This is a genomic window from Burkholderia sp. KJ006 (assembly GCF_000262695.1).
In the GTDB taxonomy this organism is placed as follows: domain Bacteria; phylum Pseudomonadota; class Gammaproteobacteria; order Burkholderiales; family Burkholderiaceae; genus Burkholderia; species Burkholderia vietnamiensis.
In genome coordinates this window covers 1,093,624-1,107,186 of record NC_017921.1, presented here as the reverse complement: position 1 = coordinate 1,107,186, position 13,563 = coordinate 1,093,624, and the positions used below count along the sequence as shown (strand labels likewise).

The 13,563-nt window shown below is 69.6% G+C and carries 15 protein-coding genes and 1 pseudogene; 10 read left to right on the top strand and 6 right to left on the bottom strand.

Translation table 11 applies throughout. From position 1 onward, the window contains the following. Positions 1-6: 6 nt before the first annotated feature. On the top strand, positions 7-459 hold the full coding sequence (locus MYA_RS18980) for a MarR family winged helix-turn-helix transcriptional regulator (RefSeq protein ID WP_014724649.1): 453 nt from the start codon (positions 7-9) through the stop codon (positions 457-459). A gap of 149 nt (positions 460-608) precedes the next feature. Beyond that, entirely contained in the window at positions 609-1,028 is a 420-nt protein-coding gene (locus tag MYA_RS18975) for an organic hydroperoxide resistance protein (protein WP_014724648.1), read from the top strand. A gap of 111 nt (positions 1,029-1,139) precedes the next feature. Here MYA_RS18975 and MYA_RS30045 read toward each other — a convergent pair whose 3' ends face one another. Together MYA_RS30045 and MYA_RS18970 are read right to left on the bottom strand one after the other, a co-directional pair. Further along, positions 1,140-1,316, bottom strand: coding sequence for a DUF3563 family protein (locus tag MYA_RS30045; protein WP_011881571.1), 177 nt, complete (start codon positions 1,314-1,316; stop codon positions 1,140-1,142). Positions 1,317-1,397: 81 nt separating this feature from the next. Beyond that, positions 1,398-2,507, bottom strand: coding sequence for an extracellular catalytic domain type 1 short-chain-length polyhydroxyalkanoate depolymerase (locus tag MYA_RS18970; RefSeq protein WP_014724647.1), 1,110 nt, complete (start codon positions 2,505-2,507; stop codon positions 1,398-1,400). Positions 2,508-2,755: 248 nt separating this feature from the next. Between MYA_RS18970 and MYA_RS18965 the strand changes: the two genes are divergently transcribed. The 4 genes from MYA_RS18965 (at position 2,756) to MYA_RS18950 (ending at position 5,859) form a co-directional block, all read left to right on the top strand. Further along, entirely contained in the window at positions 2,756-3,451 is a 696-nt protein-coding gene (locus MYA_RS18965; RefSeq protein WP_014724646.1) for a phosphatase PAP2 family protein, read from the top strand. Between the two features lie 138 nt (positions 3,452-3,589). Beyond that, positions 3,590-4,387 (top strand): molybdate ABC transporter substrate-binding protein, encoded by a 798-nt coding sequence (modA, locus tag MYA_RS18960; RefSeq protein WP_014724645.1) that lies wholly within the window; start codon positions 3,590-3,592, stop codon positions 4,385-4,387. A gap of 10 nt (positions 4,388-4,397) precedes the next feature. Further along, positions 4,398-5,075 carry a molybdate ABC transporter permease subunit gene (gene modB, locus MYA_RS18955; RefSeq protein ID WP_041494272.1) on the top strand — a complete coding sequence of 226 codons (678 nt, stop codon included), beginning with the start codon at positions 4,398-4,400 and terminating at the stop codon, positions 5,073-5,075. Positions 5,076-5,157: 82 nt separating this feature from the next. Then, positions 5,158-5,859: an ATP-binding cassette domain-containing protein gene (locus tag MYA_RS18950; RefSeq protein WP_014724643.1), complete on the top strand. Its 702-nt coding sequence runs from the start codon at positions 5,158-5,160 to the stop codon at positions 5,857-5,859. A 240-nt stretch (positions 5,860-6,099) separates the two neighbouring features. Here MYA_RS18950 and MYA_RS30040 read toward each other — a convergent pair. From MYA_RS30040 to MYA_RS18935, 4 genes and pseudogenes are all read right to left on the bottom strand, one after another. After that, positions 6,100-6,243, bottom strand: a pseudogene (locus MYA_RS30040) (TOBE domain-containing protein); the annotation flags it as partial. A 13-nt stretch (positions 6,244-6,256) separates the two neighbouring features. Beyond that, positions 6,257-7,108 (bottom strand): TOBE domain-containing protein, encoded by an 852-nt coding sequence (locus MYA_RS18945; protein WP_014724640.1) that lies wholly within the window; start codon positions 7,106-7,108, stop codon positions 6,257-6,259. Between the two features lie 65 nt (positions 7,109-7,173). Then, positions 7,174-8,835, bottom strand: a complete 1,662-nt coding sequence (locus MYA_RS18940; protein ID WP_014724639.1) for a CHAD domain-containing protein — start codon at positions 8,833-8,835, stop codon at positions 7,174-7,176. Between the two features lie 124 nt (positions 8,836-8,959). Continuing rightward, the gene (locus tag MYA_RS18935; RefSeq protein WP_014724638.1) at positions 8,960-9,343 is read right to left on the bottom strand and encodes a tautomerase family protein; all 384 of its coding nucleotides are present in this window, start codon (positions 9,341-9,343) and stop codon (positions 8,960-8,962) included. Positions 9,344-9,453: 110 nt separating this feature from the next. Here MYA_RS18935 and MYA_RS18930 point away from each other — a divergent pair, with 110 nt between their 5' ends. From MYA_RS18930 to MYA_RS18915, 4 genes are all read left to right on the top strand, one after another. Next, positions 9,454-10,311, top strand: a complete 858-nt coding sequence (locus MYA_RS18930) for a LysR family transcriptional regulator (RefSeq protein WP_034194981.1) — start codon at positions 9,454-9,456, stop codon at positions 10,309-10,311. Between the two features lie 41 nt (positions 10,312-10,352). Continuing rightward, positions 10,353-11,276, top strand: coding sequence for a DMT family transporter (locus MYA_RS18925; protein ID WP_014724636.1), 924 nt, complete (start codon positions 10,353-10,355; stop codon positions 11,274-11,276). Positions 11,277-11,343: 67 nt separating this feature from the next. Continuing rightward, on the top strand, positions 11,344-12,123 hold the full coding sequence (locus tag MYA_RS18920; protein WP_014724635.1) for a sensor histidine kinase: 780 nt from the start codon (positions 11,344-11,346) through the stop codon (positions 12,121-12,123). A 76-nt stretch (positions 12,124-12,199) separates the two neighbouring features. Further along, on the top strand, positions 12,200-13,543 hold the full coding sequence (locus tag MYA_RS18915; protein ID WP_014724634.1) for a hemolysin family protein: 1,344 nt from the start codon (positions 12,200-12,202) through the stop codon (positions 13,541-13,543). Positions 13,544-13,563: the final 20 nt, after the last annotated feature.

The following is a 13,563-nucleotide window of genomic DNA, read 5'->3' as shown; positions in this document are numbered from 1 at the left end:
CGGATCATGGACCGCACGCCTTCCCTGCCTCAGACCCTCGACGAGCAACTCTGCTTCGCGCTCTATTCGACTTCGCATGCGATGACGAAGGCGTACAAGCCATTGCTCGACAAGCTGTCGCTGACCTATCCCCAATATCTGGCGATGCTGGTGCTGTGGGAGCGCGACGACATCGCGGTGAAGGACATCGCGGCGCGTCTCGACCTCGACCCGGCCACCGTCACGCCGCTGCTGAAGCGGCTGGAGGCGCTCGGCTACGTCGAACGCGCGCGCAGCACCACCGACGAGCGCGTCGTGAACGTGCGGGTGACGCCGGAAGGCCGCGCGCTGAAGGACCAGGCGCGCTCGGTCCCCGCCGATCTTTTTTGCGCAATGCAGCAGACGCCCGAATTCCTCATGAGGCTGCGCGCGGATCTGCAGCAGCTGCACGATGCACTGGCGGCCGCCAACGGCGATTGACGAAGCGACCGCACGATGTTCGTGCTCAGCCCGACCGTGTCGCCGAAATTAATTTGCGCACTAATCATTTGTGTTCTATATTACTCGGGTGGCCGGCGGCAGCATGTCGCCGGTCCGCTCTCCTCACCTCTACCGACAGGAGTTGCACGATGAACGTTCTATACAAGACGAGCGCCACGAGTACCGGCGGCCGCGACGGCCGCGCCGTTTCGGCCGACAACAAGCTGGACGTGAAGCTGGCCGCACCGCGCGAGCTGGGCGGCACGGGCGCGGAAGGCACGAACCCGGAACAGTTGTTCGCGGCAGGCTACTCCGCATGTTTCCTGAGCGCGATGAAGTTCGTCGCCGGCCAGAACAAGCAGACGCTGCCGGCCGACACGCAAGTGACCGCCGAAGTGGGCATCGGCCCGAACGACGCGGGCGGCTTCGGCCTCGACATCGAACTGCGCGTGTCGCTGCCGGGCCTCGACAAGGCCGACGCGCAAGCGCTCGTCGACAAGGCGCACCACGTGTGCCCGTATTCGAACGCAACCCGCAACAACGTGCCGGTGCGTCTCACGGTCATCTGACGCAACGCGCCGCAGCGGATGCAAAAAGGGCGTGTGCGGCCCAGTAGCCGCACACGCCCTTCTCTGCGTGGTTCTCCATGCCGGCGACGACGCCGGCACGCGTCGCGCCGCTTAGCGGGCGCCGATCGAGAACGGACGGTTCATCGCCGCTTCGCGATCGATCTTGCGCATACGGAATTCGAGGTCGTAAATGTCGGTCGCTTCGGCCAGGTATGCGTCGGCGCGCTCTTTCGCGGCCCGGTCGGCGTTCTTGGTCAGCATCAGGAAGAGGTGGCTCAGCAGGTACATGTTCGATCTCGCTATCGGAAAGGTCTTTGACTAGGGTTTTCCCGGATTATAGGGAAAACCCTAGTTCCTTGCCAGCGTCGATCACACCACCCGTCGTTCCGTCGCCACAGTGCGGCGATTGCTTTCGAAAAACGACCAGATCATCGCACTCGCGTCGGGACCGACGGCCGCGTGAAACGGCACGGCTTCGTCGCCGCCGGCCCATGCATGATCGAGCCCTTTCACGTGACACAGGCGCACGACCGGCACGCCTTCCCGTCGCACCTCGGTGATTTGCGCGCCGGCCGACCGCGTTTCCACGCGCTCGCCGCCGCGCAGCGCGCCGCGGCTGTCCGCCAGCCCGTTCAGACGCATGAACTGGACGGCCAGCTGATCGGCATTCTTCGGCGCGACGACGTGATCTCCATCGCCCTGAACGATCAGCGCCGGCATGCCCGGATACGCGCCGGCATCGACGAGCGCATCGACCGCCGCGGCCGGGTTCTGCCGCAGGCCGCGGCGCATCACGTCCATTGCGCTGATCCCGGAATTGGCTTCGCCGAGCGCCGGCCCGGAGTGCAGCGCGACCGCCGCGAAGCGCTCCGGATGGTGCAGCGCCAGCAACGTCGCGAGGCCGGCACCGGCCGACAGGCCGGCCACGTATACGCGCGAGGCGTTGAAGCCGTGCTCGTCGACGACGGCGTCGACCAGCGACGCGACGGCATCGGCTTCGCCGCGGCCCGCCCGGTCGGTATCCTCATACCAGTGCCAGCAACCGTGCGCATGCGCGCGCATCGACTGCTCCGGATACAGCACGGCGAACCCGTGCTGATCGGCCAGCAGATTCATCCGCGTGCCTTGCGCGAACTCGTCGGCCGATTGCTGGCAGCCGTGCAGCATCACGACGAGCGGCATCGGACCGCGTCGGCGGCCCTGCGGCACGTACAGCGCGTACGCAAGGTTCTGAACCAGCCGGCCGAGCGCGGGCGCCATCGGATGCTCGCCGCGCGTCCATTCGCCGGTTGCCCATGCCGCCGCGCGCGGACGCACGCGCGACTCGCGCACCGGCGACAGCTCGGCCGCGATCGGCGCCGCTGCGGCCTCCAGCGTTTCACGTGCGATCCGCTGAGCATCGCGCGCAGCGCGCTGGGCAGCCGGAGACAGCATGCGTTTCATGCCGCCCAGCCATACCTTCGTCAGACTTTTGGTCATCGATCGAGCTCGCATTCAGTAAAAAAGGGCACGACGCAGGAGCGCATCGTTTAAGTTTGTGCAATGCACCATAACACTGTTCATGAGATTTTTCCTGCGCCGCGGTAGTTCCATCGACCGGCGAAAAACGGGCCTCGATCTGGCACGGCGCTATACTGGGGTTTGGCCGCACGTATCCGTTGTAGTCGTTCTGCCCGGCTCGCGCGTTGATTCAAGCATTCGTCCCGCCTCAGCTCGTTCCCTTCCCGATGTTCGACCTGCCCGCTCACTTGTGGATCACGATCACCGCGTTCGGTGGCGCCGGCCTGACGTTGCCGCTCGCGATCACGATCGCCGTATGGCTCGCGCTCGGCTACTCGTGGCAGCGCTCGGCCGCGTGGCTCGGCGTGCTCGCGGGCGCGATCGGCGTCGTCGCGCTGACCAAGATCGCGTTCCTCGGCTGGGGTATCGGCATCCGCGCGTGGGATTTCACCGGGTTCAGCGGCCATGCAATGCTGTCGACGTCGGTCTATCCGGTCGCAATGTTCCTCGCGCTGATCCGCATGCGCACCGCCGTGCGGATCGCCGGCGTCGCGCTCGGCCTCGCCGCGGGCATTGCGGTCGGCGTGTCGCGCGTCGCGCTCGCCGCGCATTCGCCGTCCGAAGCCATCACGGGCTGCATCGTCGGCGCGCTCGCCGCGCTGGCGTTCATCGCGGGCTCGTGGCACGCCGTGCCGCATCGCTGGTCGGTGCCGGCCGTGGTCGCCAGCCTCGCGCTCGTGACCGTTGCGCTGCACGGCATCACGGTGCCGTCGCACCGCTGGGTCACGCGCGTCGCGCTCGAGCTGTCGGGGCACGAGCGGCCGTTCGTGCGCGCACGCTGGAAGGCCAATCCGAACTATCGGCCGGCGTCGCAGCCGTCCACGCTGCACCGCACCGCCGCGTCGGCGCCGCTGCACGCCTGAGTCCGCACGCAGCCGTCGTTCCAGCGCCTTTTTCCACGTTCCGTCCCATCATGAGCAGCGCCGCATCTGCAGTATGCCGAGCGTTATAACTGGCGCTATATTACGATTACGGTTTTCGACCGTTCAGACGACCCGACCATGCGCCCGACCGCCCGCCCGCTTCGCCGTACCCTGCTCCGCCTGCTGCCGTGCGCCGCGCTCGGCGTCGCCATCGCGTTCAGCGCGCCGGCCCGCGCCGCCGACGAGCTCGTCGTGTCGGCCGCGGCCAGCCTGACGAACGCGTTCAAGGCGGTCGGCGACGCCTACCAGAAGCAGCACCCCGAAACCAGAGTGCTGTTCAACTTCGGCGCGTCGGACGTGCTGATGCAACAGATCGCCAAGGGCGCGCCGGCCGACGTGTTCGCGTCGGCCGATCAGAAGGCGATGGATCGCGCGGTCGGCGAAAAGGTCATCGTGCCCGGCACGCGCCGCGATTTCGCCGCGAACTCGCTCGTGCTGATCGTGCCGGCCGACAGCCGCACGCCGGCACCGACCACGCTCAAAGATCTGAGTGGGCCCGGCGTGAAGCGCATCGCGTACGGCGACCCGGCGTCGGTGCCGGTCGGCCGCTACACCGAAGGCGCGCTGCGTGCGGCGGGCGTATGGGACGCCGTCAGCGCGAAGGGCGTACTGGCCGCCAACGTGCGCCAGAGTCTCGACTACGTCGCGCGCGGCGAAGTCGATGCCGGCTTCGTGTTCGGCACCGACGCGGCGATCATGCCCGGTCGCGTGAAGGTCGCGCTGACCGTGCCGACGCAGACGCCCATCACCTATCCGATCGCGGTCGTCAAGGACAGCCGCCATACCGCGCAGGCGCAGTCGTTCATCGATTTCGTCGTGTCGCCGCAGGGGCAGGCCGTGCTGTCGACGTTCGGCTTCAAGCCCGCGGGCAAGTGAGCGCCGCATGATGCAGGACGCGTGGGTGCCGCTGCTGTTGTCGCTGAAAGTGGCCGGTTGGGCGACGGCGCTCGACATCGTGCTCGGCGTCGCGGCTGCCTTCATGCTCGCCCGCTGGCGCTCGCCGCTGCGGGATCTGCTCGATTCGCTGCTGACGCTGCCGCTGGTGCTGCCGCCGACGGTGCTCGGCTATTACCTGCTCGTGCTGCTCGGCCGGCGCGGCTGGCTCGGCGCCTGGCTCGACCGGCTCGGCATCGAGCTGGTGTTCACGTGGCAGGGCGCGGTGATCGCGTCGATGGTCGTGGCCTTTCCGCTCATTCTGAAATCGGCGCGCGCCGCGTTCGAGGGTGTCGATCCACATCTCGAACGCGCGGCGCGCACGCTCGGGCTCGGCGAAGCCGCGGTGTTCTTCCGCGTGACGCTGCCGCTCGCCGCGCGCGGCATTCTGGCCGGCGCACTGCTCGCGTTCGCGCGCGCACTGGGCGAATTCGGCGCGACGCTGATGATCGCCGGCAACCTGCCCGGCCGCACGCAGACGCTGTCGGTCGCGATCTATGCGGCGGTGCAGGCCGGCGACGACGGCACGGCCAACTTCCTGGTGATCGTGACGTCGATCACCTGCGTGCTCGTACTGCTCGCAGCCGGCTGGCTCGTGCCCGCGCGCGCGGCCCGGAGCGAACCGACATGACACGCACGCCGCATCCGCATCGCAGTACGGCGCCGCGCGCGACGGGCGCTCGAACGGCTACGCGTGCGCGACGGAGGCTTGCATGAGCCTCGCCGTGACTATCCGCAAGACCTACGCGAACACGGAGCGCCGCTTCACGCTCGACGTGTCGTTCACGGCCGATACGCAGCGCGTCGTGCTGTTCGGGCCTTCGGGCGCCGGCAAGAGCATGACGCTGCAGGCGATCGCCGGCTTGCTCGCGCCCGACGAAGGCACGATCACGCTGAACGGCGAAGCGCTGTTCGACGCCGCGCGCGGCATCGACGTGCCGACCCGCGCGCGCCGCGTCGCCTATCTGTTCCAGGACTACGCGCTGTTCCCGCATCTGAACGTGCGTCAGAACATCGCGTTCGGGCTCACCGGCGGGCTGCGCAACCCGCGCGCGAACGCGGTGCCGCCGGAAGTCGCGTACTGGCTGCACGCGTTCGAGCTCGACGCGCTAGCCGGGCAGTTTCCGGCGCAGCTGTCGGGCGGGCAGAAACAGCGCGTCGCGCTCGCGCGCGCGCTGGTCTCGCAGCCGCGCATCCTGCTGCTCGACGAGCCGTTCGCCGCGCTCGACCGCACGATGCGTCAGCGCATGCGTCACGAGCTGGCCGAGCTACAGGCGCGGCTCGATATCCCGATGGTGCTGATTTCGCACGATCCCGACGACGTCGCCGCCTTCGGCGATCAGGTCGTGCAACTCAGCGACGGGCGCGTGCAGGCCGCGACGCCGCCCGCGGCGTGGCCATCGCGCGTGACGTGAGCATGCCGACGCATGAGCGCGCGAGGCGCGGTGTGCGCGCGACCGGAGTCGCAGCGGCGGCATGAGGCGGAATGCTACGAACGCGCGAGCGCAGCGCGCACGTGCTGGTGAGCGGCGCGGCTGCTATCGCACGATCCGTCCGTAATGCCGCCGGCGATCGCGCGCCGCCCGGAGTCGAGGCGCGACGCGCCGACACTCTCGTTCGCGATCACGGCAGTGAGCGTGCCGCCGCCATCACGCTCAGCCCGTCACCGCCAGAATTACGCTCGACGCCTTGAACAGCGCGATCGCGCGCCGCCCGGCCTCGAGCTGCAACGCGCCGACACTCTCGTTCGTGATCACGGCAGTGAGCGTGCCGCCGCCGTCGAGCGCAAGCGTCACCTCGCCGCCATCCCGCTCAGCCCGTCACCGCCAGAATCACGCTCGACGCCTTGAACAGCGCGATCGCGCGCCGCCCGGCCTTGAGCTGCAACGCGCCGACACTCTCGTTCGTGATCACGGCGGTGAGCGTGCCGCCGCCGTCGAGCGCAAGCGTCACCTCGCTGTTGACCGCGCCCGCCGCGATGGTGTCGACGGTACCGTGCAGCTGGTTGCGCGCCGATATCTTCGAGATGGCGCCGGCCTCGCGATCTGCGTCGTCGTCGACGGCCAGCACGACCCACGACGCCTTCACGAGCGCACAGGCATCGGCGCCCGGCCGCAACGCGAGCGCATCGGCGCTTTCGTGCGTGAGCACGGCCACGATCGTCTGGCCGCCCGGCAGCGCGAGCGTCACCTCGTCGTTCACCGTGCCGCGCACGATCGTCGCGACCTTGCCGAACAGCTGATTGCGCGCGCTCGTCTTCATCCCGATCCGCCCGATCAGCGCCCAGTCGACGTCGAAACCGGACACCGCCGCGCTGGCGGCCTCGATGAAGCGCCGATGCTCGCGCTCGATGGTGCGGTACGCGGCGATCAGCGATGCGGCACGCGGCGTGAGCGTCGTGCCGCCGCCGCCCTTGCCGCCGGTCGAACGCGTGACGAGCGGCTCGCCGGCCAGGTTGTTCATCGTGTCGATCGCATCCCAGGCTGCCTTGTAGCTGAGCCCCACGGCCTTCGCCGCGCGCGTGATCGAGCCGGTTTCGCCGATCGCCGCGAGCAGCGCGATGCGGTTCGCGCCGCCGAGCGTCTGCGGCCCGGCGCGCAGCCAAAGTTCGCCGCCCAGTGCGAGCGGTTCGGCGGAGGAAGAAGGAGGCGACGCGTCGGTCATCGGTCTGTCGGAAGAATACGGGCGGCCATTATAGGAACGCGAATAGGGACGCGGGCGCGCGCCGCTCAGCGCGCCCGGCCGTCGAGCTTCGGCGCGCGCAGGCTGGCGAGCAGCGTCTCGGCGTCGGCCGCCGCGCGCCGTTCGAGCGCGGCGCCGTAACCGCGCACGAAGCCCAGCTGGTAGGCGGGCGCGCCCAGCTGCTCGAGATGACGCAGCGCGCCGATCATGTCGTTCGCGTCGCCCAGCACGCTCTGCACGCGCGCGAGCGTCTTCACCGTTTCGTTGCGCGTGCGGCGCGACGCGAGCGACGCGAAGAATTCGAGCGCATAGCGCAGCCGCTTCGCGTCGATCCGCACGCGATGCCGCGCAGCCGTATCGAGCGAGCCGAGCGACGGCACCGCGTAGAGGTGACCGAACAGCCGCCGCAAGCGCTTGGTCGCGTGACGCCGCAGCGACGGCGCATCGTCGTCGGCGTCCGGCGGCAGCGCGAGCGTGCCGAGCCATTCGAGCCAGCCGAGCGTCAGCCGCGCATAGCGCGCCGAATGCAGCGCCTGACGCAGCTCGGCACGCGCGCTGCGCGCGTGCGCGCGCGACGCGTCGAGCGTGCCGTCCCAGTCGGCGCCGCCGCCATCGGCCGCGGCCAGCGCAGGCAGCGTTTCGGTCGAAAACACGTCCCAGTCGCGCACCGTGCCGAGCAGCGCGGCAAGCCAGCGCAGGTCCGCGCCGAAGGCGTCCTTCCAGCGCTCGTCCGCGAAGCGCGGAAACAGCCGCGCGAGCGTACGCAGACGCCGCAACGCGACGCGCATTTGATGGACGAATTCGGGATCGTCGCGTTCGAGCACGCCGCTCTCGTTGCCGAGCCATTGCGCGGCGATGTCGCCGCACAACGCAAACAGCGCGGCGCGCTGCGTGCGCAGGCCGGTCAGGTCGACCGATTGCGCCTTGACCGGCCCGGCGATCGCCGGCTCGCCGGCGCAGGTGCGGTCGATCACGCTCGCCAGTTGCACGAATGCGGGCCACGCGCCGCTCAGTTCACGCGCCGCCGCGAACAGCGCATGCAGCGCCGCGGTGCGCGCGGCAGGCGTTTCCCAGTCGGGCGCCGCGAGGCGCAACTCGACGTGACGGCGCGGCGGCGCGCCGCCGCCGTCGGCGCCGTGCAGCGTCACGTCGTCGAGCGTCATCTCGACCACCACGCCGCTGTCGTCGGCCCAGCGCCCGCGACGGCGTTCGCTGACGAGCCGCAGCGGGCCGGCCCCGGACGCGGCAGCGCGCGCCGCTTCGTCGACGGCGGTGGCCGTCGCGCCGTCGTCTGCGGCGCCCGGCTGGGCGTCATTCTCCGCATCCGCTTCCGCTTCCGCATCTGCCGGCCGCGCGTCGGCGCACTGCGCGGCGACGGCAATCCCCGCATGCTCCGCGTCGAACAGCTCGCGCTCGACGACGCCCGGCGCGAACGGCCTCGTGCGCGACGCGACGACCCGCGGCCCGTGCGCCGTCGACTCGACCCACGTGCACCAGCGCCCGCCGGCGTCCGGCTCGGCCTCGTCGATCCGGCACGGCTCGATCGTCACGCGCTCGTGGCCGCGACGCATCCGCACTTGCGGGCAGATTCGCCATGCGCGCACCAGCTCCGCGCCGAAGTCGCGCGACCCGCCGCGGGCGCGGCTTGCGGCCTTCACCGGCCAGCTTTCCAGCGACAAGGACAACACGATTTCCAGCACACGCGACATGGAAGCTCCTGCACATGAAAAACCGCCGGCGCATCGTGCGCCGGCGTCGTCCGTGAAGCAGCTTCCATAGTACACGGCACGAACAGGCGCGGACGACGATCCGGTCCCGCCGCGATGCCGCAGGTCAAACGACGTATTGCGCGATGCCGTTGCCGAACGACCAGTCCTCCTTCAGCACTTCGACCAGGCTGATGAATACGTCCTGCGGGCGCACGCCGGGCTGCTGCGCGAGGTTCGCGACGATGGTCCGATACAGCACCTGCTTCTGTTCGAGCGTGCGCGTGTTGTTGGCGGTGATCTGGATCATGACCAGGTCGTCGCTGCGCTCGATGTCGAGATAGCGGCGGCCGAACACGAAGTTCTCCGCCGCGTGCTCGGTCACGACCATGAAGATGTCGTCCTCGGGCACGTTGAACGTGTGCATCAGCGCGCGATGCACGCCGTCGACGAGCGCCGCGCGATATGCGGCCGGTTTGCCTTCGCGCAACGCGATACGGGTGAATGGCATGGTCCTGCTCCTTTCGATGACGTTGAACAAGCGAAAACGCCACGTCAGGTTAGGGGCCGCGAACTATAATGAACAGTCATTTCCGAATATTTCATCCATTTACACTTGAAATGAAAGTTCTCGACCTCGATGCAGTGCGTGCGTTCGTGCTGGTGGCCGATCTCGCGAGCTTCACGCGCGCCGCGGACGCGCTCGGCACCACCCAATCGGCCGTCAGCCTGAAGCTGAAACGGCTCGAAGCGCACCTCGGCAAGCCGCTGCTCGCGCGCACGCCGCGCGTCGTGAAGCTCGCGCCCGACGGCGAGAATTTCCTGCCGGCCGCGCGCACGCTGCTCGATGCGCACGAACGGGCGCTCGGCGCGATTTCGGCGGGTACGCATCGGCTGTCGCTGGGCGTCAGCGAGCACGTGGCCGTGCCCGACCTGCCGGCCGTGCTGACGAGCCTGCACCGGCAAGATCCCGGGTTGATGCTGGAAATGCACCTGGGGACGTCGACGAGCCTGCTCGCGCAATACGACGAACGGCGGCTCGACGCGGCGATCGTCCGCCATGAACCGGGGGAGGATCCGCCGCGCGACGACGCGACGCTGCTGTTCACCGAGCCGCTGTCGTGGCTCGCCGCGCCCGACTGGGCGCCGCGCGCCGGCGAGCCGCTGCCGCTCGCGGTGCTGGCCGGCCCGTGCGGCGTGCGCGCGGCCGCGCTGCGCGCGCTCGATCATGCGGGGCTGCCTTGGCGCGAGCGCTTCACGGGCGGCGGCATTGCGGCGGTCACGGCCGCGGCGGCGGCCGGGCTGGCCGTCTGCCCGCTCGCGCGGCGCGTGGCGCCACGCACGCTGGCCGACGTCGGCGCGAAATTCGGGCTGCCGCCGCTGCCGCATTCGCAGGTGGTGCTGTATTCGCGGGTGCGCGACGCGCGCGCCGCCGTCGCGCTCCGCAGGTTTGCCGACAGCCTTGCAATCTCGGCGTAAACTAGCGGGTTTCGCCCGCCGCACGCCTCCGCCCTATTCCGATGACACCCGAAGCCCGCAAGCATGTCCGTGCCAACCTGTTGATGCTCGCGGCCGCCGCGATCTGGGGCTCCGCCTTCGTCGCGCAGCGCTTGAGCCTCGACGTGATCGGCCCGTTCCTGTTCACGGGGCTGCGGTTCCTGCTCGGCGCGCTGGTGCTGGTCCCGCTGCTCGCGCTGAACGCCGCGTCGCGCGCGCAGTGCGCGTCGATACGCCGCACGCCCGCGCAATTGCTGCCCGGCGTCGCGCTGGGCGCGCTGCTCGCGGTATCGATCTCGCTGCAGCAGGTCGGCCTGCAGTACACGCGGATCGCGAATGCGGGCTTCATCAGCTCGCTGTACGTCGTGATCGTGCCGCTGATGGGCGTGTTCGCCCGCCACCGGATCGGCACCGGCACCTGGTTCGGCGCGTTGCTGGCGGCGATCGGCCTGTACTTCCTCAGCATCGACGAGCATTTCGCGGTGCTGTACGGCGACTGGTTCCAGCTCGCCGGCGCGGTGATCATCGCCGCGCACGTGATGGCCGTCGGCCATTTCGCGAAGCGCTACGATCCGCTCGTGCTCGCGTTCCTGCAGTTCGCCACCTGCGGCGCGGCGTGCCTGGCGGTCGGGCTCGCGATCGAGCCGCTCAGCGCGGCGACGCTCGCGCACGCGCTGCCGACGCTGCTGTACGGCGGGCTGCTGTCGGTCGGCGTCGGCTATACGCTGCAGGTCGTCGCGCAGCGCGATGCGGCACCCGCGCACGCGGCCGTGATCTTCAGCATGGAAGGCGTGTTCGCGGCGATCGCCGGCTGGGCCGCCCTCGGCGAAACGCTGACGCTGCGCGCGCTGCTCGGCTGCGCGCTGATGCTGGCCGGCCTGCTCGCGTGCCAGCTGCTGCCGAACGGCGACGCGCGGAAAAAGGACGAGGACGCGCTGCCGGCATGACGCGAGCGATCCCTATAATGTGGGCTCGTATCTCGTTCATGCCAACCGCTTCCGACAGGCCCGCTCCGTGACGTCCCTTCCCGTCGAACCCGCCGCCGACCTGCTGCGCGAACGCGCAGCGCACTACGCCGCCGAGGCCGCGCTGTTCCTGCGCGACCAGGCGCTTTCGACCGCGTCGCACGATCTGCGCAGCCCGCTGAATGCGATGCACAGCTGGGCGTACGTGCTCGAGCGTCAGCTCGCCGGCGCCGATGCGAACGTGCAGCGCGCGCTCGCGGGCATCCGCACCGGGATCGAACAGCAGGTCGCGCTGCTCGACGACGTGCTCGACGCGCCGCGCGCGCAAACCCGCGCGCTGCCGATCGCGCCGCATTCGTTCGCGCTGCGCGCGTTGCTCGACGACACGCTCGAGCTGACGCGCTTCGCGCTCGCCGACGCCCGGCAGGTGAGCATCGACGCGACGCTGCCCGACGGCGAACCGACGCTGCGCGCGGACCGCGCGCGGCTCGCACAGGCGCTGTGGACGATGCTGACCACGGCCGTCGAAGCCAGCGCCGCGGGCGGCCGCGTGACGGCCGCCTGCACGCGCGACGGCGCCCAGTACGTCGTGCGCGCCGAGTGCACGGTGCATGCCGCCGCGCTCGCCGATCCGGCGCTGCCGCACGCATTCGAAGCGTTCGCGCGCCAGGAGATGCTGCGCACGCGCGACGCAAAGCGCGTCGCATGGACGCTCGCGCTGTGCCAGCGCGTCGCACTCGCTCACGGCGGCACGTTCACGCATACGCCGTTCGCCGACGGCGCGGCCGTCACCCTGACACTCTCGATTCCCTGCGCGGCGCCGGTGTAATCGATCGGCAGCCCGACACATTACGGTTTCCTTTCCGGCCCTATACTGACGGGCCTGTCATGTCCGGAGCAATTCCTTGTTACAAATCTTCGCGCTGATCGGCGCGTTGTTGCTGGTGGCCCTGAACGGCTTTTTCGTTGCGGCCGAATTCGGCCTCGTCAAGCTGCGCGGCACGCGCGTCAAGACGCTCGCACGCAAGCACGGCCTGAGCGGGCGCATCCTCGCGATCGTGCACGGCCGGCTCGACGCGTACCTGTCGGCGTGCCAGCTCGGCATCACGCTCGCGTCGCTCGGCCTCGGCTGGGTCGGCGAGCCCGCCTTCGCCGAGTTGCTCGGCCCGCTGCTCGACCTGCTCGGCGTGCATTCCGAACGCATCGTGCATCTGATTTCCCTGGTGTTCGCGTTCTCGCTGATCTCGTTCCTGCACATCGTGGTCGGCGAGCTTGCGCCGAAGTCGATGGCGATCCGGCAGCCGGAGAAGATCGGCCTGTGGGTGGCGCTGCCGCTCTACGCGTTCTACTGGGCGATGTATCCGGCGATCTGGGTGCTCAACACCAGCGCGAACGCGGTGCTGCGGCTCGCGGGGCTGTCGGCCGATCACGGCGGCGATGCGCACTATTCGACCGACGAGCTGAAGCTGATCCTGCGCAGCCGCCGCAGCGCGGCCGGCAATGCCGCGCAGCCGGCGCGCGGCGCCTACACCAACGACGAATGGAACACGCTCGCGCATTCGCTCGACTTCTCGTCGATGACGGTGTCGGACCTGATGCGTCCCGCGCACGAAATGATCGGCCTGCGGCGCGACCTGCCGCTGCCCGACAACATGGAGATCGTCGCGCGGCACCGCTTCAGCCGCTATCCGCTGTTCGAGGATGCGTCGCGCGAGCAGGTGAGCGGGCTGATCCACCTGAAGGACCTGCTGCTCGCGCGTCACGCCGGCGCGGCGCTGGAGGATCTGTCCGATTACGTGCGTCCGGTGCAGTACGTGAAGCCCGACACGCCGGCGCTCGAGCTGTTTCGCCGCTTCCGCAAGGGCGCGCCGCACTTCGCGCTGGTGGGAGACAAGGGCGCCAAGCCGATCGGCTTCCTGACGCTCGACAACCTGCTCGGCGCGCTGGTCGGCCAGATTCACGACGAGTTCCGCCAGGGCGACGCGGACTGGAGCCGCCTCGACGACGGCACGCTGATGGGCAAGGGCAGCCTGCCGGTCGTGTCGCTCGAGCAGGCGCTCGGCATCGACATCGACGAGGGCCGCGCGGAATCGGTCGGCGGCCTGGTGATCCAGGCGTTGAGCGATCTGCCGACCGAAGGCCAGCGCGTGTCGTTCGACCGCTTCGACGTCGTCGTGAAGAAGATGAACGGGCCGCGCATCGTGCTGGTGCGCGTCTATCCGAAGCTCGCCAAAGAGGCCGACGAATGACGGCCCGCGCGCGCGGCGCG